The 22200-nt window shown below is 26.2% G+C and carries 23 protein-coding genes and 1 tRNA gene; 20 read left to right on the top strand and 4 right to left on the bottom strand.

Features of this window, described 5'->3' with window-relative positions:
- Nucleotides 1-83 precede the first annotated feature (83 nt).
- The 12 genes from VBM91_RS01630 to VBM91_RS01685 all read left to right on the top strand — a co-directional run bounded on the left by VBM91_RS01630 (nucleotide 84) and on the right by VBM91_RS01685 (nucleotide 11202).
- Nucleotides 84-1880, top strand: a complete 1797-nt coding sequence (locus VBM91_RS01630) for a hypothetical protein (protein ID WP_323188609.1) — start codon at nucleotides 84-86, stop codon at nucleotides 1878-1880.
- 55 nt (nucleotides 1881-1935) lie between these two features.
- Nucleotides 1936-2262 carry a 4'-phosphopantetheinyl transferase superfamily protein gene (locus VBM91_RS01635; RefSeq protein WP_257089508.1) on the top strand — a complete coding sequence of 109 codons (327 nt, stop codon included), beginning with the start codon at nucleotides 1936-1938 and terminating at the stop codon, nucleotides 2260-2262.
- Nucleotides 2249-3022 carry a lysophospholipid acyltransferase family protein gene (locus tag VBM91_RS01640; RefSeq protein ID WP_323188608.1) on the top strand — a complete coding sequence of 258 codons (774 nt, stop codon included), beginning with the start codon at nucleotides 2249-2251 and terminating at the stop codon, nucleotides 3020-3022. The genes VBM91_RS01635 and VBM91_RS01640 overlap by 14 nt, the downstream gene beginning before the upstream one ends.
- Entirely contained in the window at nucleotides 3012-3782 is a 771-nt protein-coding gene (locus tag VBM91_RS01645; protein ID WP_323188607.1) for a segregation/condensation protein A, read from the top strand. The genes VBM91_RS01640 and VBM91_RS01645 overlap by 11 nt, the downstream gene beginning before the upstream one ends.
- The gene (scpB, locus tag VBM91_RS01650; protein WP_257089513.1) at nucleotides 3772-4344 is read left to right on the top strand and encodes an SMC-Scp complex subunit ScpB; all 573 of its coding nucleotides are present in this window, start codon (nucleotides 3772-3774) and stop codon (nucleotides 4342-4344) included. Before VBM91_RS01645 ends, scpB begins: the two co-directional genes overlap by 11 nt.
- A 593-nt stretch (nucleotides 4345-4937) precedes the next feature.
- On the top strand, nucleotides 4938-5816 hold the full coding sequence (locus VBM91_RS01655) for an RluA family pseudouridine synthase (RefSeq protein WP_323188606.1): 879 nt from the start codon (nucleotides 4938-4940) through the stop codon (nucleotides 5814-5816).
- A 2-nt stretch (nucleotides 5817-5818) separates the two neighbouring features.
- Complete coding sequence (locus VBM91_RS01660) at nucleotides 5819-6121, top strand: glutamyl-tRNA amidotransferase (protein ID WP_323176483.1); 303 nt, start codon at nucleotides 5819-5821, stop codon at nucleotides 6119-6121.
- The gene (locus tag VBM91_RS01665) at nucleotides 6121-7449 is read left to right on the top strand and encodes an amidase family protein (RefSeq protein ID WP_323189074.1); all 1329 of its coding nucleotides are present in this window, start codon (nucleotides 6121-6123) and stop codon (nucleotides 7447-7449) included. Before VBM91_RS01660 ends, VBM91_RS01665 begins: the two co-directional genes overlap by 1 nt.
- A complete protein-coding gene (gene gatB, locus VBM91_RS01670) occupies nucleotides 7442-8872 on the top strand; it encodes an Asp-tRNA(Asn)/Glu-tRNA(Gln) amidotransferase subunit GatB (protein ID WP_323189075.1) in 1431 nt (476 codons plus the stop codon). Before VBM91_RS01665 ends, gatB begins: the two co-directional genes overlap by 8 nt.
- 139 nt (nucleotides 8873-9011) lie before the next feature.
- Nucleotides 9012-9941 (top strand): YhjD/YihY/BrkB family envelope integrity protein, encoded by a 930-nt coding sequence (locus tag VBM91_RS01675; RefSeq protein ID WP_323189076.1) that lies wholly within the window; start codon nucleotides 9012-9014, stop codon nucleotides 9939-9941.
- A gap of 46 nt (nucleotides 9942-9987) precedes the next feature.
- Nucleotides 9988-10821 carry a GNAT family N-acetyltransferase gene (locus tag VBM91_RS01680; RefSeq protein WP_323188602.1) on the top strand — a complete coding sequence of 278 codons (834 nt, stop codon included), beginning with the start codon at nucleotides 9988-9990 and terminating at the stop codon, nucleotides 10819-10821.
- Between the two features lie 84 nt (nucleotides 10822-10905).
- The gene (locus VBM91_RS01685) at nucleotides 10906-11202 is read left to right on the top strand and encodes an HU family DNA-binding protein (protein WP_257089537.1); all 297 of its coding nucleotides are present in this window, start codon (nucleotides 10906-10908) and stop codon (nucleotides 11200-11202) included.
- On the opposite strand, the gene recU is transcribed toward VBM91_RS01685, so the two are convergent.
- The 4 genes from recU to VBM91_RS01705 form a co-directional block, all read right to left on the bottom strand.
- Nucleotides 11199-11693 carry a Holliday junction resolvase RecU gene (gene recU / locus VBM91_RS01690; protein ID WP_323189077.1) on the bottom strand — a complete coding sequence of 165 codons (495 nt, stop codon included), beginning with the start codon at nucleotides 11691-11693 and terminating at the stop codon, nucleotides 11199-11201. The genes VBM91_RS01685 and recU overlap by 4 nt on opposite strands.
- Nucleotides 11674-12783, bottom strand: a complete 1110-nt coding sequence (locus VBM91_RS01695; protein ID WP_323189078.1) for a ComEC/Rec2 family competence protein — start codon at nucleotides 12781-12783, stop codon at nucleotides 11674-11676. The genes recU and VBM91_RS01695 overlap by 20 nt, the downstream gene beginning before the upstream one ends.
- Nucleotides 12784-13061: 278 nt before the next feature.
- Nucleotides 13062-13571 carry an MAG0490 family ComEA-like DNA-binding protein gene (locus VBM91_RS01700; protein WP_323188599.1) on the bottom strand — a complete coding sequence of 170 codons (510 nt, stop codon included), beginning with the start codon at nucleotides 13569-13571 and terminating at the stop codon, nucleotides 13062-13064.
- Between the two features lie 86 nt (nucleotides 13572-13657).
- A tRNA-Ser gene (locus VBM91_RS01705) sits at nucleotides 13658-13748 on the bottom strand.
- A gap of 107 nt (nucleotides 13749-13855) precedes the next feature.
- On the opposite strand from VBM91_RS01705, the gene dcm_N reads away from it, so the two are divergent.
- From dcm_N to VBM91_RS01745, 8 genes are all read left to right on the top strand, one after another.
- Nucleotides 13856-14254, top strand: a complete 399-nt coding sequence (gene dcm_N / locus VBM91_RS01710) for a DNA (cytosine-5-)-methyltransferase N-terminal subunit (RefSeq protein ID WP_323189079.1) — start codon at nucleotides 13856-13858, stop codon at nucleotides 14252-14254.
- Nucleotides 14205-15044 (top strand): DNA (cytosine-5-)-methyltransferase, encoded by an 840-nt coding sequence (dcm, locus tag VBM91_RS01715; RefSeq protein WP_323189080.1) that lies wholly within the window; start codon nucleotides 14205-14207, stop codon nucleotides 15042-15044. Before dcm_N ends, dcm begins: the two co-directional genes overlap by 50 nt.
- Nucleotides 15045-15049: 5 nt before the next feature.
- The gene (locus VBM91_RS01720) at nucleotides 15050-16300 is read left to right on the top strand and encodes an MAG4270 family putative restriction endonuclease (protein WP_323189081.1); all 1251 of its coding nucleotides are present in this window, start codon (nucleotides 15050-15052) and stop codon (nucleotides 16298-16300) included.
- A gap of 66 nt (nucleotides 16301-16366) precedes the next feature.
- Nucleotides 16367-17455 carry a M42 family peptidase gene (locus VBM91_RS01725; RefSeq protein ID WP_323188596.1) on the top strand — a complete coding sequence of 363 codons (1089 nt, stop codon included), beginning with the start codon at nucleotides 16367-16369 and terminating at the stop codon, nucleotides 17453-17455.
- Between the two features lie 148 nt (nucleotides 17456-17603).
- The gene (locus VBM91_RS01730) at nucleotides 17604-19193 is read left to right on the top strand and encodes a hypothetical protein (protein ID WP_323188595.1); all 1590 of its coding nucleotides are present in this window, start codon (nucleotides 17604-17606) and stop codon (nucleotides 19191-19193) included.
- Complete coding sequence (thiI, locus tag VBM91_RS01735) at nucleotides 19183-20319, top strand: tRNA uracil 4-sulfurtransferase ThiI (protein WP_323188594.1); 1137 nt, start codon at nucleotides 19183-19185, stop codon at nucleotides 20317-20319. The genes VBM91_RS01730 and thiI overlap by 11 nt, the downstream gene beginning before the upstream one ends.
- 112 nt (nucleotides 20320-20431) lie before the next feature.
- Nucleotides 20432-20899 (top strand): hypothetical protein, encoded by a 468-nt coding sequence (locus VBM91_RS01740; RefSeq protein WP_323188593.1) that lies wholly within the window; start codon nucleotides 20432-20434, stop codon nucleotides 20897-20899.
- A gap of 4 nt (nucleotides 20900-20903) precedes the next feature.
- Nucleotides 20904-22160, top strand: a complete 1257-nt coding sequence (locus tag VBM91_RS01745) for a hypothetical protein (RefSeq protein ID WP_323188592.1) — start codon at nucleotides 20904-20906, stop codon at nucleotides 22158-22160.
- Nucleotides 22161-22200 lie beyond the last annotated feature (40 nt).

The following is a 22200-nucleotide window of genomic DNA, read 5'->3' on the forward strand; positions in this document are numbered from 1 at the left end:
AATAACTATTCAGTTTTCAAAGAATATTTGACACCTTTAATGGTGTTTTTTTATTTTATTAAAAAATATTATAATTTTAATATATGACAAAAACAAAAAGAACAAATATTTCTAAAAGAAACATAAAAAGACGCCAACAATGACATCTTCGGTTAAAGAAAGATAAAGAATTAAGCAAGCTTTATTTATGCAGAAGGCAAATAGGTAATGTGATTAATGCATCAAATACCCTTGTATTGAAGTTTACAAATGAAGAATTATCATCTGAATTTGAGAATAAAATTGAAAAAGTAAATAAAGAATTGAAGAAATTCATTTATTTTCAAGATGTAAAATTTATTTTATATTTTGTGAAGCAAAGATTAGGATTAATAAATAAAGATAATGATAAGTTATCATATAAATTTATAGGTTTTGAATTATTTGATTTCTTTTTTAAAGAAATGAGATTACTATTCAAAACAAAAGATATAGATCATAAATTATTTTACAAAGTCATAACAGATATCATTTCTAATAAAATATCAAATATTGATTTACTGAATGAAAAAATTTCAAAATATAATCCTACAAATACTAATGATGAGTTCATTAATGATATTTTATTTGAGAAAGTAAATCAAAATAAAGAAATTATTTTGCAAAATTTAAACAGATTTGTTCATAACTTCACAAAAAGAGACAGAATTCACAAATTCAATAAATATATTTACTTACATATTACAAATATTACAGAAAAGCATTTTAAAAATAAGAAATTTATTTTCAATAATTTAAATCAAATGATAAAAACATCAGATGAACATTACACTATAATAACACATACAAATTGAGTAGGTATACCTATTAATGTTTTCTTATTCAAACATCTTCCTTATGCAGATAAGGATAAACTAATTTTAGATACTATTCAGTTATATAAAAGAGATGATAAAAGTATTTCAGTTATTCCTTATGATTGACCTCTTGATATTGAGAACTTGTCAAGTAAAAGTAAAGAGCTTAATAAGTCGGTGGCTAAATATATTATGTATTCTAAAAATATATTTACTGAAAATTTAAATGACCATTACAAAAAGAGAATAAATACAGTTTGATCTAGAGTTTTTAGTAGAAAAGATAGTAATAAAGTAAATATTATTTCTAAGAAACCATTAAATCGTCTAAATTACTTATACATAGAAAGTTCTAAAGATAAAGTCAATATAGATAAACAGGATTTAATTTATTTCAACAAATTGATAAATTTCGTAGAAAATAGGGATGACAATTTTGATGTAAGTAGTCTAAATAATATTGAACCAGATGAATATTATGAAAAAGAAATGAAATATTCAAAAATTAAGAACATCATCAATGTAAAAGATGGTTATGAAGCTCCAAAATTATGAGAGAAAATTCGCAGAGATAATAAAAATTTAGGATTACATTTTGCTTTTACAAATTTCAAAATACCTAAAAAGAAAGATTTAATTGATATATTAAAAAATGATGTAGATAACTATGAAAATAGTCAAATGATGAATATATTGATAAGTAGTTATAAAAAGTTTCTGAAATCATTTGAAGATATGAATGGATTTCTATTTACTAATTTAATAGCTATCTCAATAATTAAAATATTAAAATATATAATAAACTTATTTATTCGTTCAAATCCATATTGTATTTGTGATGAATTTAGTACATCGGAAATTTTACAATTAATTATATTTAATGAAACTAACAAATTTAGTAGTGAAATTAAATATAACCTTCAGAACTCGAAAGAAGATGATGTATTCTTTAATTTTTTAAACAAATATGATCAGTTTGCAAAAATCTTGAAATCAGCATTAATTAAAGAAGAAAGTGATGATACTAATACACCTATTACATAGGTAAAAAAGTCTATTTTATACTGCTTTTATCAAATAATTTTATATAATATAAAACATGTTCAAAATAGGTGTGGATGCAACTAATATCAATAGATTTATTAATAAAAAAACATCTTTTATAAATAGAGTTTTATCAACGCATGAATTAGCAGAATATAACCAAATAACTGATCAAAATTTGAAAGCTAAATTTCTTGCCAGAGCATGAGCTATTAAAGAATCTATTTACAAAATTGATAATAGCTACATCGATTTTCGCAATATTGATTTAGTTAAAAAAAACAATATTTGAGAATTTAAAAACTTCTGTATTTCTATCACATATGTTGATAATTTAGTTATTTCCGTTGCTATTTCTAAGGAGAAAAATGAAAAAATATAATGTAAATGTAATTTTTAAGATGATTTTATTTTCACCAGTTTGATTATTCAGATACTTTTTAATTAAATGAAAAGCTAGAAAATATAGAAAATCACCTGAAACAAGTAAATCAATCGAAAGATATGCTTTCTTACTCAAACTTTCTAAAAAAATGTTAAACCTTTACAATGTGGATGTAAAAATTGAGGGATATGAAAACCTGCCACAAAATGGTTCTGTGTTATTAGTAGCTAACCATAAGTCAAACTTTGACTCTTTAATCTTAATGAAAGCTACAGAACAACAATCATATGAACAAGGTGCTAAAGCTATGATACCTACTTTTTTAGCTAAGAGCGAGCTACAAAATAAAAAAATAGTTAAGGATACTTTATCACTTTTAGATACTGTTTTTATCGATAGAAAGAGTATTAAAAACAGTTTAAATGCATTGGGTGATTTCGGTGCATTTGTTAAAGTTCAAAAAACATATGGTGTAATTTTTCCTGAGGGAACAAGAGTGAAAAGTGAAGGTTTAGGTGAGTTTAAAGCTGGTGCATTTAGAGTTGCACAGAAAGATTATATGTCAATTATTCCTACTGTAATAATCAACTCTTTAGGTTCTGATAGTGTGCACAAAAAGCAAAGACAGCAAGTTACTGTTAAATTTTTACCAGCATTAAAACCATCTACATTTATGAATCAAGAAACATCAAAATTAGCAGAAAGAGTTAAGGGCTTAATTGAGTCAGAATTATTGAAGGAAAAAGATGAAAACTAATTACACAAATTACGATTCAGAATATAGCTTTAAAGTTGAAAAGTTTAATTTTGATGGACCATTAGATTTATTACTTTCATTAGTTAAAGATAAAAAGATCAGTATTAATGAAATTAACTTAGTAGAAATAGCAGACAGATATTTAGAAATTATTTCTCAATTAAAAGAGCAAGATATTGATTTAGCTGCTGATTATTTAGTTATGGCTGCTACATTACTTAAAATCAAAGCAGCTATGGCAATACAAGAACCAGGACAAGAAATTCCTGCAGAAATTGAAGAAGATAAAAGACAAATTTTGAGACAGTTAGCTGAATATGAACAATTTAAATCAATTAAAGAAGCTCTTAAAACATATGAATTAGATAGAGAAGATATTTTCATCAAAGATCCATCAAATGTTGATGAATTTATCGTTGATACCAATGACACTAGGTTAGACGGTCATTCTAACCCGGTTAAATTAATTGCTGTTTTAAGAAAAATGTTTGAAAGAGTTTATGCTCAAAAACTTAGAACAGCAAAATTAGAAACATTTAAACTATCACCATCTGATCAATATGGAATGATTAAAGAGTTACTTAGAAAACATGAAAAATTAACTTTCGAAATGGTCTTTTCACAACCAAGTATGGGACACTTTGTTGTTACATTGCTTGCTGTATTAGTTTTAGCTAAAGAACAATATTTAAAAATAATTCAAGAAAAAGAATTTGAAGAAATCTCAATTATTAGAGGAGAACTTTACGATGAAAAATAAAATTTTAGAAGCACTATTATACATTCAAGGAGATGACGGTCTTAACTTAGAACAAGTTAAAGACATTTTCTCACTAGCTACTTTAGCTGAAGCTAAAAAAGTAATGCAAGATTTCTTAAGAGAGTTTAACGACTTAGAAAGAGCGCTTAAAGTAGTCAACTTTAATGATGTTTACAAATTAGCAACTAGAGAAACATTCAAAGATTATGTTACAAAAATGGTTTCAGTTGTTAAAAAACAAAGATTATCAAATGCTGCTATCGAAGTTGCTGGTATCATTGCTTACAAACAGCCAGTTACAAAAGGTCAAATTGCATCAATTAGAGGTGTTGCATCCGATCAAGTTGTTAATACACTTTTAATGAAAGGTGTTATTGAAGAAGTCGGGATTTCTCCTACACCAGGTAATCCTGTTCTATATGGAGTGACAAACAAATTCTATGATCACTTCAAATTAACAAGTATGAGAGACTTGCCTAAAATGACTGAATTTAACTATGTAGAAGGCGTAGAAGACGAAAATGAAGACTTTGACTTATTCGGAAGTCAAAGAGAAGAATAATTATTTTCAAGATACAAAATTACTATCACTAAATTTGTGATAGTAATTTTTATTTTTCTAATAAAAGCGACTAAAACGAACAAAGAGTGTTTCATATCAAAATATTTTTACGAAGGAATTAAAGCTGAAGTAGCTGATAAACTTATTTCATAGATTTTCTTAGAAGACTCCACAATTTCTTTTCTAGAAATGCTTGAGAAGATTTTAACTTATTCAATCAAGTCTGACATATCGATTTGATTTTCCTAATTTTGCTTACCATTTGTGAAAGTAATGTGTCTATAACACTATTCTTAGGTAATTGAGAATAAGATGTTTGGAATACTGCAGTAAATTGTGTTCTTTCTTCATCTGTGATTTTATCTTCTGGTTCTATCGAAGAACATGATACGGCAAATCCTGTGATAGTCACAGTAGGTGCTAAATTAAGTCTTGCAGACTATATTTTCAGCAATTTTGATATCCATTTTGTATGTTGTTCAATACTTTATTAGAGGGTATAAAATATGTTTTAACTAAAAGTATTGATATTACATTTTTTATTTTATTTAATAAAATAAAAAAATATAATTACATTAATAAAGCAGGTAGAAATGATAGAAATAAAAGCAACATTAAATGATTCAGGAAGAACAATCTTAAAACTTATTCAAAAATATTTCCCTAATTTAAGTAAAGGATTTGTTGAAAAATTATTTAGGAAAAATGAAATTAAAATAAATGGATTAAGAAAAATTCAAAAAAATCAAATTGTAAATGAGAATGATGCTATCACTATTTATGGTTTAAGTGAATCTGATTTGCAACAAGAATATGAAGTTAAAAAATCAACTTCAGTTAATTTGAAAGTTTTATATGAAGATGAAAACATTTTAGTTTTAAATAAAGTGACTGGAATTTCAGTCCACGATGAAGATGATTCATTAGATGAACAAGTTTTATCATATTTAAACTATGTGCCTACTGATAGTTTTAAACCAACCCACGTTGGTCGTTTGGATAAAGAAACAAGTGGGATCATCACTTATGCTAAAACTTATGAGGCCGCTAGACAATTGAATGATAATAGTGAATTCATCATTAAAAAATATATTTTCATCAGTGATATTAAGTTAGATAACTTTTCTGAACATAAACCTTTTGTAGTTAACAATTGAATTTACAAAGATGAATCAAATAAAAAAATGAAAGTTGCAAAAAGTAATATAAGAGATGCTAAGCAAGCGAGAACTTTATTTTATTCAGAAAAAAATCGAAAAATTGCACAAATTAAAACAGGTAGAAAGCACCAAATTCGTGTGACTTTATCAAATTTAGGTTTTCCTATTTACGGTGACAAAAAGTATGGTGGTAAAAAAGAAACTAGATTAATGTTACATTCATATTATGTTAAATATAAAAATATGAAGAATAATTTAAGATATTTAAATGATTTAGAGTTATATTGCTTACCTAATTGAAAGAAAGGTTAATTATGGAAAAATTAGATATTGAAAAATTAAACCAAATAGTTAAATCATTAATGTTTGAACCTACTAAAGAAGTTCAAGAACAAATTTTGTTAATTTGAAAAGATATTCAAGATGGAATTAAACTTCTTGACAAACTTGATTTATTAAATGTAAAACCAATGGAAAGAATTAATGAACAGCCTATTTTAGAACTCCTACGTGAGGACATTGAAGATATGAGTTATTCAGTTTCGAAAGAAAACATTTTAGATAATGCAAAAGAAAAAGATAGTGACTTTATTTTACTTACAAAGGTGGTTAAATAATGAGTAGAGAATTTTTAAATAAAGGTAATTTTGAAGCTGCATACAATGAACTTCAAAATGATAATAATAATGCAGTTAGCTGCTTATATGAAAAATCAGAGCAAGTTTCAAATTCAAACAATCTACTCAATGGTGTTGTTTTAACTATCAAAGATGTTTTTGCCACAGAAGATAAAATGACTAGAGCCTCAAGTAAGATTTTAGAAAACTTCAAACCTTATTACAATGCTACTGTAGTTGAAAGACTTTTACAAAATGGTGCAATTCCGGTTGCTAAGGTTAATAATGATGAATTAGCTTTAGGAGGTACAGGAACTCATAGTGCTTATGGTTTAATAGTCAACCCTAAAGATACTAAACGTTATGTTGGTGGTTCTTCATCAGGTTCAGCTGCAACAATGACAAAAAATATAGGCATTGCCTTAGGTTCAGATACTGGAGATAGTGTTAGATTACCTGCTTCATTCAATGGTTTAGTAGGATTTAAACCATCATATGGTGCAATTAGCAGATATGGAATGTTTGCTTATGCTTCATCATTAGATACAGTTGCTTACTTTACCCATAATGTAAATGATGCAATCATTACTGCACAAGCTATTTTTGGTAAAGATGTCAAAGATATGACTTCAGTTCATGTTCAAATAAACAATGCAATTAAAACAAAACCAAAATCAGTAGTTGCTCTTGATTTTAGTTCATTGACAAAAGATTATGTGAATGCGAGATTTAACCAGTTACTCGAAAAATTAAGAGAACAAGGTATAGAAGTCAAATTAGTTCAACCAAATTTTGATATTTTAAACACAATTTCTATTGTTTATAAAATCATTTCTTTCTCTGAAGCTAGTTCAAATTTAGCTAACTTAAATGGAATAGCTTTTGGTTCAAGAGTTAATGGAAACTCTTGAGAAGAAGTTATGTTTAATACAAGAAGTCAAAAATTTGGAAAAATGGTTCAAGAGAGATTAAGTTTAGGAAGTTACTTTTTATATTCGGAAAATCAAGAAGAAATTTTTATTAAAGCTCAAAAAGCTAGAAGAGTTATTACTAAATACTTTGAGGACTTAAAAGCACAAGGCGATGTTTTAATCTTTCCGGCTTACGTAGGTATTGCTCCATTATTTGAAGATAAATCAAAAAATGGTGTTATGGACTTTATTTTAACTGGTGCAAATTTATCAGGTCACCCATCAATAACAATTCCATTAGGTGAATATGAAAATATGCCATATAACTTAGCTCTTGAAACAAAATTATATTCAGATGAAAAATTATTAGGTTATGCAGAATACTTTGAAGAACTTATAGGAGATTTAAATGAATAATTTTGAAACTATTATAGGAATTGAAATTCACGTTGAATTAAAAACTAAAACAAAAATGTTTTCACCAGCCGGAATTGACTTTAATGCAGAACCTAATACAAAAGCGCACCAAATTGACTTAGCTTACCCAGGAACATTGCCTCAAGTTAATAAAAGAGCAGTTGAATATGGAATAAAACTTGCAAAAGCTCTTAATATGCAAATTGATGATGAATTACATTTTGATAGAAAAAACTACTTTTATCCAGATTTACCAAAAGGTTATCAAATTACACAGTTTTTTAGACCAATCGGAAGCAATGGTTATGTAGAAATTCAAACTTCAGATGGATTAAAACAAATCGGTATCGAAAGAATTCACCTTGAAGAGGATACTGCAAGACAACACCACGATGATTTAGTTACAAAATTAGATTACAATAGAGCTGGAATCCCTTTAATTGAAATTGTTACTTATCCAGTGATTAGAAGCGGTGAAGAAGCTGCATTATATGTTGATATGATTAGAAAAATTGTGCAATTTTTAGATATTTCCGAAGGTAAGCTAGAACAAGGGACTTTAAGAGCTGATATCAATATTTCGCTTAAGCCTTATGGTGTAGATAAATTCGGTACAAAAGTTGAAATTAAAAATATGAACTCGATTTCTAACATTAAAAAAGCAATTGATAATGAAATTAAAATTCAAAAAGAAAAACTTCTTAAAGGTGAAGAGATATTACAACAAACAAAACGTTTTGATGATCAAACTAACAAAAACGTGGTTATGAGAACTAAAACAGGTTCTGTTGATTACAAATATTTTGCAGATCCAAACATTCCAATCATTAAGTTATCTCAAGCATTTATTGATAATGTTAAATTAAATGAGCTTCCAAACCAAAAAGTAAAAAGATATAAAGATGCAAATATTGCAGATATTTACATTAACAGTTTAATTGATGATATACCATTAGCTAATTACTTTGACTCTATTGATTATGATAATAAGGAAGCTTTATCAAAAATTTTCTTCTCAGAAGTAGTTTCATTAGCAAATGCACAAAATAAACACGTTATTGATCTTGATATTAAACCTGAATATTTAGTTCAGAGTTTACAATTATTAAATCAAGAAATTATTTCAAGTAAGTCGCTTAAAAAACTTATAACACTATTACCAAGTTATAAAGGTGACATAAATGACTTATTAGATGCGCACAAATTAAAACAAATAACAGATAAAAATATTATTGCAAGTTATATAGATGCAATTATTAAAAATAATATTTCAATGTTAGATGAATATGAAGCTAGACCTGAAAGAGTTATTAAATTTATACTTGGTGCATTAATGAAAGAAACTAATGGACAAGTTAATCCACAGTTGTCAAATGATATTGTTTTAGAAAAAATCAATGAGTTTATTAAACAAAAAAACTAATACAAGCACTGATTATAATAAGTTAATAAAACTTAAAAATGTAACTAAAAAAACTAAAAAAACCTTTCATCAAAACTTAATTTTTCCTGAAAGATTTACATTTTTCTCAAAGATTTATGAGTTTATAATCAAGAAATGCTTGATTAGATTTTTCGCAAGCATATTGATTTGAGTTAGAAATGAATCAGATCATAGAAAACGTTTAAAAGTCGTGGATAATGTATATAGTAAATTCACAAGTAGTGAATATAACTTTATTTGATTGTCTACTGCATTTTACTTATTAATATCATTTGTCCCTGTAATATATGTGGTTTTCTTGTTAAACATATTTTTCGGTTTTATTCCAGGCTATAACAATCTAGTTGGAAGTAATTTCCAAGATAACTTCATAACAATTATTATGTCAAGATTTATCCCTGGGTCGCAAAACTACTTACAAAGCATTCAAATGAAAGATCAAGGTACATCTGCTTTCAATTTACAAGCATTGCTACCTAACATTTTCCTATTTTTATCATCACTATATATATCAAGCACAGGATATGGAAAGTTAATTTCAGCAAATAACTACATTTACAAACATAATAAAATTGGTTCATATTGAGGTAATAAAATAAAAGGATTATTCTTAGTTTTATTTGTATCAATATTATTCTGATTTTTCTCAACGATCGATATCATCATTGAAACAAAAATAACAGAAAAATATAATGGAACGATTTGATTAAATACGTTTGTTTATATATTAATTTCATTTGTTTTTGTGTTTGTAATGTTAGTTGGTTTATTCAAACTTATTCCATCATTTAAGTTAACCATTAAATCCATTTATAAAGGAGCTATTTTATCAACCACTCCAATTGTTTTATTAGTATTATTGTTTAAAACAATTAATCAACACATTAACTATGACAAATATGGTGGTCCTGTAGGGTTCTTCCTTACAATTGCATTCTTTATAAACTGAGTTGTTTACTTTATGTTCTTAGGTATTGCTTTCAATAATGCATACTATAAAAACTATATTAGTGAGAGAACCATCACAAAGAGAAATTGATTTATTTAACCAGTATATACTGGTTATTTTTATTACAAAAGAGTATAATTAAAATATGAGAAAAATGTTAAAGCTAACTAATGACTATAAAGATAGAGTTTTAGAATTCCTTTATACACAAGATAAATACCTTAATATGATGTTAATTGCAGATATTGAAACATTTGGTCTAGAAGGAGAAAATATTGATAGTTACATTGATTATGTAAATGAAAGACCTGTTTTAATTTTTTATAGATTCCATGATACATTGTTAATTTTCGGAAGAAAATTAAGAGGTAAATACGAAGATTTAGAGAATATTGTTAAAAAATATAATATCAAGAACTTTGTCTATCAAAAAGAACTTTATAACGAATTAAATAATGCATTATCAGTAATTATTGGGAATAATATTGTCCCTACTTATCAATATGTTTTAACTTTGAATAAAAAAGATTTTAAGAAACCAACCAATTTAAAATCAACAATGATTAAAATTTCAGATCTGGAAAATATAGTTGAAAGTAGAAGATTAATTCCTGAATTTGCAGGACTATCATCACATGCGCTTGATATTAAACACTTAAAAAGATCATTTGAAAAAGGTGCATATTGAGGATATGTGCTAAAAGATGAAAATGAGAAAATTTTATCACATGCGTCAATTAACTGTCAATCAAAAGATGCAGTAATGATCGGAGGTGTTTTCACAATTCCTGAAGCAAGAAAGAAAGGCTATGCAAAGGATTGTGTAATGAACATTTGCGAAAGGATACTATACATAGAAAAAACACCTGTTTTGTTTTTCAGTAACAAAATTGCAGGTGCTATGTATTATGGACTTGGCTTCAAAGATTATGATAAGATCGCTTTAACAAAAATTAAACCTACAATCAAACAAAAATAATTACTTTTATCCCTAAAAATTGTGGAAAAAAGTTTTTTTGTATTATAATATTGTTATTACAAGCTTTTAAAAGGAGACATTGAAATGACTAAAAAAGAATACATTTTAGAAGTTGCAGATCGTGCTGAAATGACACCAAGAGATGTTGAAAGAGTTTTCGATGCTATGGTTTTCGTTCTTAAAGAACAATTAATCATGGAAGATAAAGTTAGATTATCACATTTAGGAATTTTTTCAACAACAGTTAAACCACAAAGAAAAATGGTAAACAAATTCAAAAAATCAGAAAATGATGCTGATTTTATTGTGGTTCCACAAAGACGTGTTGTTAAATATACACCTTCAAAATACTTACGTGAATTAATAGATTTTAAAGCTTAATTTAAAAATGTTAAATATCCAGGAAATTCTAAAAATAACTTTTTAGAATTTCTTTTTATTTCTTCATATTTGACACTACTTTTATTTTTAAAATATTGTAATAATTCTGGAACAGTTATTTTGTAGAACTCATCATATAATGAAAAGTACACAATAGCAAAAGAAATACCTTTATTGCTATGTATAAGGTTTAAATATTCGATTTGATGTTTCTTAAATAAGTTTTTAGTGAGTGAATTATTATTTGTACTCTTGGCTTCAAAACAAATAAATTGACCATTATACATACCTATGTAATCCACTGTTGATTTCTTAATTCTAAATGAACCCAAGACATTATTTTTAGTCTTTGATTGAATATTTTTTATATCAAGAGGAGTGCTCTTTTTCTCGATGAACGCAATGTTCTCTTGTCATAAATAAGCTATAGTGTTGTTGATTATTTTTTCTAAAAACATCCCTCTATTTTTATTATTTGAACTCATTTGCATATTCTAATTTCTCCATTCTTAATTCAAGTTCAGCTATCCTATGTTTTATAAAGTCAGATGATCTAACTTTCTCTAATCTTTTCATTTTTAAGAACATTAATCTGGAAATATAAATGTATATAAAAGGATAAATTATGTAGTATCAAAATTGATAATAAAACTTATATGTAACATTTACTTTTGATAATAGCTGGATGAAAGATTGTGCTAACTCAGCAAATGGAACTGCTATAAAAGTTATTGGTAAAGTTAAGGTAAAGAAAATAATTAAAAACTGAAATATCGGTGTCAAAATAATTGAGTAAACATAAGATATTAAACTAATTTCTCTTATATATGCACTAATTATGGATATAGAAATGAATCAGGGTATGAAATAACCTACAAAAAAGTTTGCTGCTTTTTGCTTTCATTTTTTAGGTTTTAAAAATTTATCCAAATCTACATTTAACATAACGATAGTCAAAATATATGATAGTCAATAACCTAAATTCATGACACTATAAGGTCTAAAAGATAAGAATAAAAATGCTATTACAAATAATGGGCGACCGACATTCAATTCTTGATCTTTTTTAAATATTTTTCAAAAATGAATCACAAGTATAAATAAATAAGTTCTTATGATTGACACTGATTTCTTGCAAAATAGAAAATAAATAGTAAGTACAAGAATTTGTAAGATTCCATATTTATCAAATTTTGAAAATATCATTCTAACAAATACGTAAATAGTACCCAAATGTAGACCGCTAACAATCATTAAATGAACTACTCCCATTTCTTTTAAGGTAGTTAATGTTTCGTTATTTGTAGATGTGTTTATACCAAAAATTAATGGGAAAATAAAATCAGAATATGCTTTATTTTTGTTTAGAAAATGGTTATAAAACATATGTCTTAAACTGGATCAATTATTAACAACAACAACTTTGTTAGGTTTAATTAAAAAATCAATTTCATTAGCTAGCAAGTAATTTGATTTTTCTTTAACTTCCTTCAATGTTCCTCAAATAAATATTTTTGAATAGATAGTTATTTGGTCTTTAACAGATTTTAATTCAGACCTGTTTAGTATAAATTTGTTCATAAATTTATCCTCAACATAAAGAGCTTTATCCGACATATCAATCACTGTGTAAGTTTCGGAGACACCTTTATTACTATAAAATCAGGCATTTATAATAATATGTTTAAGATTAAAAAATATCAAAAATGTCAATAATATTGCTAACAAAATTACGAAGTCATTTCTTTTTAAAATAATGGAAAAAATAAAGAGTGGAATTAAATATACTAATAAAATTAAATCAGAAGTGACTAGCAATAAACAAAATACAGATAAAATTAAAAAGAAATTAAACCATCTTAAGTTAATTCTATAACCGTTTGTAAGTATTCTATAGTACGAGTAGAAATTCCTTTTATATCTAGCAATTCTCGTCATGAGTGTAAACTTTCATTCTTTTCGCGATGTTTATAAATTAACTTTGCAACTCTTGAGTTTAAACCTAATCATTTTAAAGTCTCAACATCTTTGATTTCTTCCCATTTTATTTTGTATTTTCTTAAACCAACATTAATGACACTAGATGTAGTTGCTAAATCATCTAAGTTGTATCTGCTTATATCTGAACTTGTTTTAAGCTTTACTTTATTAAAAACATCTCTATATGATAAAGGCTTATCTGATTCAAATGTAGCAGGAAATAATACATTACCAGCTACTGTATATTTATAAATTTTCTTTTGCTTATTTAGTTCGTCATCTATTTTCTTTGTTTGTTTTATTTCCGTAAATTTAACAACACTTATGAAAACACCTGAGCTTAAACAAATAATTACTAATAATATATTGAATCAACCAATCTTTTTCATACATATATTTAGTATATTTCTTCAAAAATGTACAAAGTAGTAAAAAAGTGCATAAAAAAACACTCAAAGAGTGATTTGTTAACAATTGGCGGGGCAGAGAGGATTCGAACCTCCGCTGGTGTTGCCACCACTACAGTCTTAGCAGGACCGCCTCTTCAGCCTCTTGAGTACTACCCCAATAATTAAAAATATTATAATATAAAAAATAGATTTTCTTAATTCAATTAAAAAAATATTTCAACTTATTAATTATGCTTCTCTAATTCCGTTAAAATAAAAAAATCATGAAAAAAGAAATTACATTATTCGAAATGTTCGCAGGAATAGGTTCGCAATACAAAGCATTAAAAAATATATCTAAGAAATTGAATTTTACAGTTAAATCACTAGGAACATGTGATTTTTATATTGATGCGATTGTATCGTATTTAAGTATTCACTACGGTATATTAGAACCAGAAAATAAGTTGACTAAAGAAGAAATGCTTGATAAATTAAACAAGTATCTTTTTTCTGCCGACTCCAAAAAACCAGTTAATAAAAAATACTTTACGAGAATGTCAGAAAACAAATTAAGAAATTTATTCTCTTATCTTTATTCATATGTTAATAATGACTATATGAGTGAAAGATATGGCTTCAGAGAGAGAGAGAGAGAGCGGTACAGACATTACTGCTTATAACACTTTACCTAAAGGCATAGATATTTTTACTTATTCATTCCCTTGTCAAGATTTATCACAACAAGGTAAACAAAGAGGAATTAACGAAAATACAAGATCAGGGTTATTGTATGAAATTGAAAGAATTCTTAAAAATAATTTAGATAGATTACCTAAGGTATTATTATTAGAAAACGTTAAAGCATTGGTTTCATCTAAATTCAAAAATGATTTTCTCAAATGAATAGATGCATTGGAAACATTGGGTTATAAAAGTTATTGAAAAGTTTTAAATGCAGTTGATTCAGGTTCGGCTCAAAATAGAGAAAGAGTTTTTATGGTTTCTATTTTAGATGGTGAAGATTTTGAATTCATTCAAAAGAATGAAAAAAACTTAATGCTTAATCAAATCATTGATGAAAATGCTGTTCATATTGATCTGACAAAATTATTAGCTTTATACAAAAAGACACCATTTACATTAACAAAAAACAAAATCAATAAGTCTAGATTATTAGGGTACACTAATTTCAATAGCGAATCTTACATTTATAAAATAGATCACAAAGGCCCTACATTAACAGCTTCTGGTGCAAACGCAAGACTGAAATTTTTATTAGAAGAAGATAAATTAGTTTTAATGAACTCAGAAGAAGCGTATCTATATATGGGATTCGACAAAGATGATGCATTAAAGGTTCGTCAAACCGGTTTAGTTCACGAAAATAAAATGATTTTTACAGCCGGAAACAGCATATCTGTTGAAGTTTTAGAAAATATATTTACTGAAGTTATTAAAAAATATTTTTAATTATTATGAATTTTGAATCTAGTGAATTTGTAAATTTAAAAAAACAAATTAAAATTTATAGCATTTTAAACGTATTTTCTAAAGAAAACAGCAAAAATCATTTTAATGCAAAAATCTATTGCTTTTTTGATTCAAATGGACTATTAATTTATTGATACATAAAATTTCTTGCAGGTACATCCTTAGATTTAAAAACTACTACAAGATGATTTAAGGATAAAACCACCACATTTAAATGTAGGGAAAAATTATTTTCGCTTATCGGCAACAGTTTAAAACAAGAACCTAGAGAAAACAAAAATGATAAAAATATCTTATTTTTAAATAATCAGGAATTGACTGCTCTGAATTATTATGTTAATTTTGATTATAAAGGAACTTTTAACAACTTAATTGGTATATTAAAAGGTAATAATCCAGCAGGTAGTTATTTAAAACCCAACAGTTCCGAAGTAAAGTCTAGTTATGAAAATCTAAAAAATAATCCACTTATGTATTTGGATATTATTAAAGACAATTGATATTACAATAGTTTTAAAAGATTTGTAACAAATGAAGATGATTTTAAGAGTCTACTTAGCTCTTTAAAAAATGAAAATGATTTTATTAATTACTTCAAAAATAGTGGTAATAATTCATTTTTACTTATTCAAGATTTAATTCATACAATTGAATACGAAAATAAAACAAAAGGTCTTAATCATGATAAAACTAGAGAAGAATTTAGAAATAAAATCAAAAGTGTGAAAAAATCACTAGAAACATTGTTTGAAATTCAAAATGAAATAGAAAATCAAATTTCAAGAACTAGATCAAAAGTTCAAAAAATTCCTACTGAATCAATTCAATCATTTAATTTAGAAGAAAATACAATAATTGAAAGAGCTCATATTTATCCTGTTTACAAAATAAGGGAAAGAATAAGAAATGAAATAGAAAAATGATTTTCTAAAACCAAAAACATTGTTGACTCAACAGATAAATTTAAAACAAATGCATTAACGATGATTTCTGATGAAAATAATTTATTAAATTTATCGCCTGATATTCACAAAATTTATGATAAACAGAATCTTATTTATTGAGACACAAGTGGAAAGTTGTGCTTTATTCGCAAGGATAAAATTTCAAATGATAACCAAGAAAAGTTAAGTGAATCATTTAATCAAATTAGAAATTTAACACCTCAAATGAAGAAATATTTACAAATGTATTTTGATGAAATAGCAATTACTTATATTCATAAAAAAGATTAGCTTATGTGTGTTATAAAAGCTAAAAATGTATAAAATTTATAACATCTATAAATATAAGGAGTTTGTATGGAAAAAAAATATGAAAAATTAGCTTCTAGATTAGAAAAATATATGTCAATTGAAGCTATTTCTAGATTTGAAGAACCAGTTGCAGATGAATTGAGAAAAAACATTAAACCAGGTTTTGAAATTTCACGTGATGCATTTGGTTCAATTATTTTCTTCAAAAAATCTAAAGTTGCTAATGCGCCTAAAGTTATGTTAGCCGCTCACATGGATGAAGTTGGTTATATGGTTAAATCAATTGCTGAAAACGGAAACATATTAGTTACAACAATTGGTGGAGTTTGACCATCTGTAGTTATTGGGACAAAAGCAGTTGTAGTTTCATCAAAAACAAATGAAAGATTTTATGGTGTATTCGGACACACAAGTATCCATATTATGGATAGAGACAAAATCACAGTTGCACTTAAAGAATCAGACTTATTTGTTGATTTAGGTTTCAAATCTAAAAAAGAAGTTGAAGAAGCACACATTCAAATTGGGGACAAAATTTTCTTATCTGGAGAAACAATTCATTTTACAAATAACATTATCGGTGGAAAAGCAATGGACAATAGAGCAGGTGTGACTGCTTTAGAATTTATTGCAAATAATATTGCTGATTTAGAATTAGGATGTGATGTTTACTTAGTAGGAACAGTTCAAGAAGAAGTTGGAACAAGAGGTGCTAAAACATCAGTTTCAATCATTAATCCAGATGTTGCTTTTGCTGTTGATACAGGTGCTGCACACGATACAACAGGTGCAAAACCTGGAACACCAGTTTTAGGTAAAGGAGTAAGTCTTTTAGTTAAAGATGGTGGAACATTGCCAGATCCAAAATTAATTAATGTATTAACAAATATTGCTGCTACAAAAGAAATTCCAGCTTACAAATATGTTGCTGAGGGTGGAGGAACTGATGCAGCTGAATTACAATTTGCTCCTGGTGGTGCTGCAGTTATGACAATTTCAATTCCACAAAGATACTTACACAGCCCAATCGGATTAGCTTCACTTGTTGATATTCAAGCTACAATTGATTTAATGACTGAATTTATCAAAGCATTTGATAAAGAAATCTATGAAGAAAAATTAGCTTACAAATAGTATTGAATTTTCAAATTAAAAGTAGATAGAAAATCTATCTGCTTTTTTGCTTTAAATTAGTTTTTACACAGCTTGATAAGGCTATCATTTAGAGCTAAAAGTAATATAATATAGAAAATTTAATAATAGGCTCAGGAGGTACGAGATTATGGCAAAAGTATTGTTCATACTTATAATAATTGTTTCAATTATTGTTCTTTTACTTTTAGTCTACTTGCTTTCTGTGAACTTATTTAAACAATCATTACAAAAATTTAGTATACGCTCAAAAGATGCGATAACTAAACAAAATCATCAAAATCAATCTTTATATTCAAAAGTTAAAACAACGACTCATTTTAATCACGAGCTTGAGAATATGCTTAATTCATTAATTGAAGTGAAACAAAGTATTGAAACTATAAATCAAGAAATTTCAGTTAAACTTTCTGAACTTGATGAATTGCTAGCTGAAAAACAAAAAGTTAAATCTTACAAAAAATATAAAGCAATTAAACAACAACAAAAAGAAGTTTCTAAAAAACAAATAGAATTTAACAAAATTTCAGATGACTATTCAAAGAACTGAAACAACATTGACGAAATCACTTCAACAATCCTCGAGATTAGGGACTTTTTAAATGGCAAGCTTAAAAGTTATGAGAAAGCAATACCTAATCAATATGAAAATCTTCAAAACAAATTAGCTGAATTATCAATTCAAATCACATTAATTGACGATCTTAAAGTTAAAGCTGATTTTTTAAGAGCTCTTGAAAACATAACAAAGAGAAAAGAAGAATTGAAGAACTATACAAAAATAATTTTTGCATCAAAAAATATTGAGTATTCACTTTTTGAATCTCTACCAAAAGTGCTTGAGCAAGCGATAAAAAATAAAAATAACGAGCAAATTAAAGGTAAATTAATAGAGTTAAAGGATAAAACCACAGCACTTCAATCAGCTATTAAAGGCAAAAATACTGCTGAAACTTTAGATGCAAATATCAAGTCAGTTTATAGAAATTTTTACAAATTAGTCAACCTTGTTAATTCAATGTTTTCTATTAAAGATTTCATTGATCAAACAATTCCAATTATTCGTGATTTATATTCTAAATTGAATAAAACTCACAAAAACATACTTGCACCAAATAGTATTCAACAAAAAAATTATGAATCAGTAAAGAACGCATTTGACAAAATCAAACAATCTTTTGAAAATAAATCATTAAAAAACATACGAACACTAGTTCAAGATTTAGTTGTTAAATATGAAAATTATGAAAAAACTAATGTAGTTATTGAATCAAAATCTAAAGAATTAAAAGAACTAAATGATAATTTCCAAATTCAAATTGATGAAGCTATTGATACCTATTTATCTTGCATTTACCATCCTGAAATTCCAAATGATCCAAAAATAAATAAATTAAGAACTGAATTAATTTATTTATATGAAAGAAATTTCAAAAAACAAAAGTCCTGAAATAAAATTAAGACAATTTGAGATGAATTCATTAGTAAATTAGCTACTTTAATTAAAGTGATTTCGCTCAATGCAAAATACAAAGAAATCTATAACAATATAAGATTAGAACTTCAAAGAAATGACTCATTTATAAATAATCAAGAAACTTTTGCTAATTACATTGATATTAGCAAAAGTATTGAGAATGTAATTAAAGAAGAAAATAATTATAAAAATGCTTATTTAGCACTTAAAAAGTTTTTAATAAAGGAGAAATATGTACAGTAAAATTTTGATTCGTTACGGCGAGTTAGTGCTGAAAAAGAAAAACAGAAAACAGTTTATTAATCAACTTGCAATTAATATTAAACACATTGTTGGCGTAACTCCAGAAGTTGAATTTGACAGAATGTATTTACCTTATTCAGAAGAAAATATGAATAACTTAAATTATGTATTCGGAATCAGTTCATACTCACCGGTTATGGTTGTTGAAAATGATATGGAAGTTTTTGCAAATGCAGTTTTATCATCAATTAGACCTGATTCAAAAACTTTTAAAATTGCTGCTAGAAGAAATTACAAAAAGTTTGAATTCTCATCAGACCAAATTAACAATTACCTAGGTGGTGTAGTCTTAAAAAACACAAATCTTAAAGTTGATGTACATAATCCTGACCAAACTTTTTATGTCGAAGTTAGAAACGGAAAAACTTACATTTTCTCTGATTACACTAAAGGTTTAGGAGGTTTACCTGTAGGAGTGTCAGGTAAAGTTCTTCACCTTATTTCTGGTGGTTTTGATTCTCCGGTCGCTGCTTGACAAATGATGAAAAGAGGACTCAAAGTTGACTTTTTAACCTTTATCACACCTCCTCAAACAGATATTAGAACTGTAGAAAAAATTACAAATTTAGTTAAAGTTTTAAATAAATATCAAGTAACATCAAACTTATTGATCGCAGATTACTCACACTTAATGAACTACATTTCATTCGTTTCAAAAGAATCATACAAAATCACTTTAATGAGAAGAAGTTTTTACCGTATAGCTGAGCAAATAGCACAAAAATATAATCAACAAGCAATTTCAAATGGTGATAATTTAGGTCAAGTTGCATCTCAAACAATTGAATCATTATCAACAATTGGAGAAGCAACAAGAATGCAAATTTTACGTCCATTATTAACATACGATAAAAACGATATTATTGATATTGCTAGAAAAATAGGTACAGAAAATATTTCAATTATTAAAGCTAATGAAACTTGTGAACTATTTGCGCCTAAAGAACCAGTTACAAAACCTACAATCCAGGAAGCTTTAAGACTTGAAAATGAACTTGAAAATATTGAAGAACTAGAGCAAGAATTGCTAAATTCAAAAATTGAATTAGTCAAAGTCAAAAAATAAATTTAAGCTGTATAGCTTATTTTTTTATGCAACTTAAAACTTTTTATTTCTATGCCATAGTCTTTTTAGTTTCATACATAAAAAAATAAATTATTTATAATAATAAATAATTATGAATACACCACTTAACAAAAATATTAATAAGCAAAATTTAAAAGTTTCAAGAAAAGAAAATTCACAATCATTTTTGGGCTACAAAACTGGTGACGTTGCTTCAGCAAAAATAATTACATCAGGTTCAAAGTTTATAAAACTTCACGACAAATATGGTAATTCATTTTTGATTTACAGAAAAGACATCACAGATTTTACACATCACCAAATGTCAGATTTATTTTCAATTGGTGACATTATCAACTTTATTGTTTTAAGTTTTGATAACAATAAAAAACAAGGTTTAGGTTCATTTAAGAAAAATCATCCAAACCATCAAGGGAAAGACTTTTACAAAAGAGAAAAATATTACAATGAACTAAAAGCGACAAAAAATGGATTTAGAAATTTAATTAATTACACAAATAGTTATTTTGTTGAAAATAAGAAATTCGACAATAAAAACAATAATCACAAGAATAAGTAGTTAAATGCAAGTAATTTCAATTAAGAAAAATTATTTTCAATCTCAACACGAGTTACAAATTCAACAAAAGCAAGCTTCAGAAGTAATTGATAAAATTAAATCTTTAAATTTTGATGGTTCATCATATTTAGGTTTCGATGATATTGCATTAAACTTTGGGCTCAATGGTGTAGATAAAATAATTCAATTTTGCAACAATATATATTCAACAAATATTTCTAAGTTAATTATTTGAACTTCTAAAACAATTGAACTTTCAATTAAAGCTGCAATGCAATTTATTTTTGGACAAATCGATATTAATAAGGATAAGAAAATTGAATTAATCTTTATTAATCCATCAATTCCAATTAATAAAATTGAACAGTTAATTCAAACTTTCAAAAATGGAATTGGCGATAATGTTGGTTTTATGTTTTTAAACGAAACCGGAAATAATGATTATGAAAATGAATGAATTTCATACATTACAAATATTTTCGAGCAACATTCAAATGAATTTATGATCAAAAATCATATGTTTTATGTAGGCAGCAAAACTAATTTTTCAAACTTAAGCAAATTTAAATTTGCAAGCAACAATATTTTATTTGTTTCAAATGATGTCCATCCAGAATATAGTGTATTAAGTGAAATTGGATTATTGATTATGTCACTTCAGGGGATTAATATTCAAAAAGTTATTCATGGTTATGTTGAAGCTTCAAAAAATATTCTTAATCCTGATGTTTATTTCAACAGAGCACTTGAATTGGCTTTATTAATCAATGAAAGTGTTCTTAAAAACAAAGAAGATGGATTTGCTAATATTTTTGTTTCATATGATTCATTTTTAAATAATTATTTTGCTTGATTTGCAAATCAATTCAATAATACAACTAAGCAAATTAAAACAATCAGCACATCAATAAACTTTCCACAACAAATTGCGACTTATACTCAGCCATTGCTTTCAGGAAAGGGAAATAAATTTGTTACTTTTGGTTTAATTAAACAAAGATTCTTTGATTATCAGTTATCTTCAAACCTTGAAAATGATGACCTAATTGACAAGTTTCAAAACTTATCAATTAATCAAATTAAAGATGAAACTTATCAAACTTTTGTTAATTATTTATCAAGTTTTAATAACGAAGTTAACTCAATTACAATTGAAATTGCAAACAATTTTGAAGAAACTTTAGGACAATTAATCTCATTATTGTACTGAAGTAGAATATTTTATTGTGTTTTAAATTCACTCAATCCATTTGCAAATTAAAACTTTTAATACTATGAGCAAGCTATAAAAGTTAAAAGCT

Origin of the sequence: Mycoplasma sp. 2248, assembly GCF_034863245.1 — a bacterium.
Taxonomy (GTDB): Bacteria; Bacillota_I; Bacilli_A; order Mycoplasmatales; family Metamycoplasmataceae; genus Mycoplasmopsis.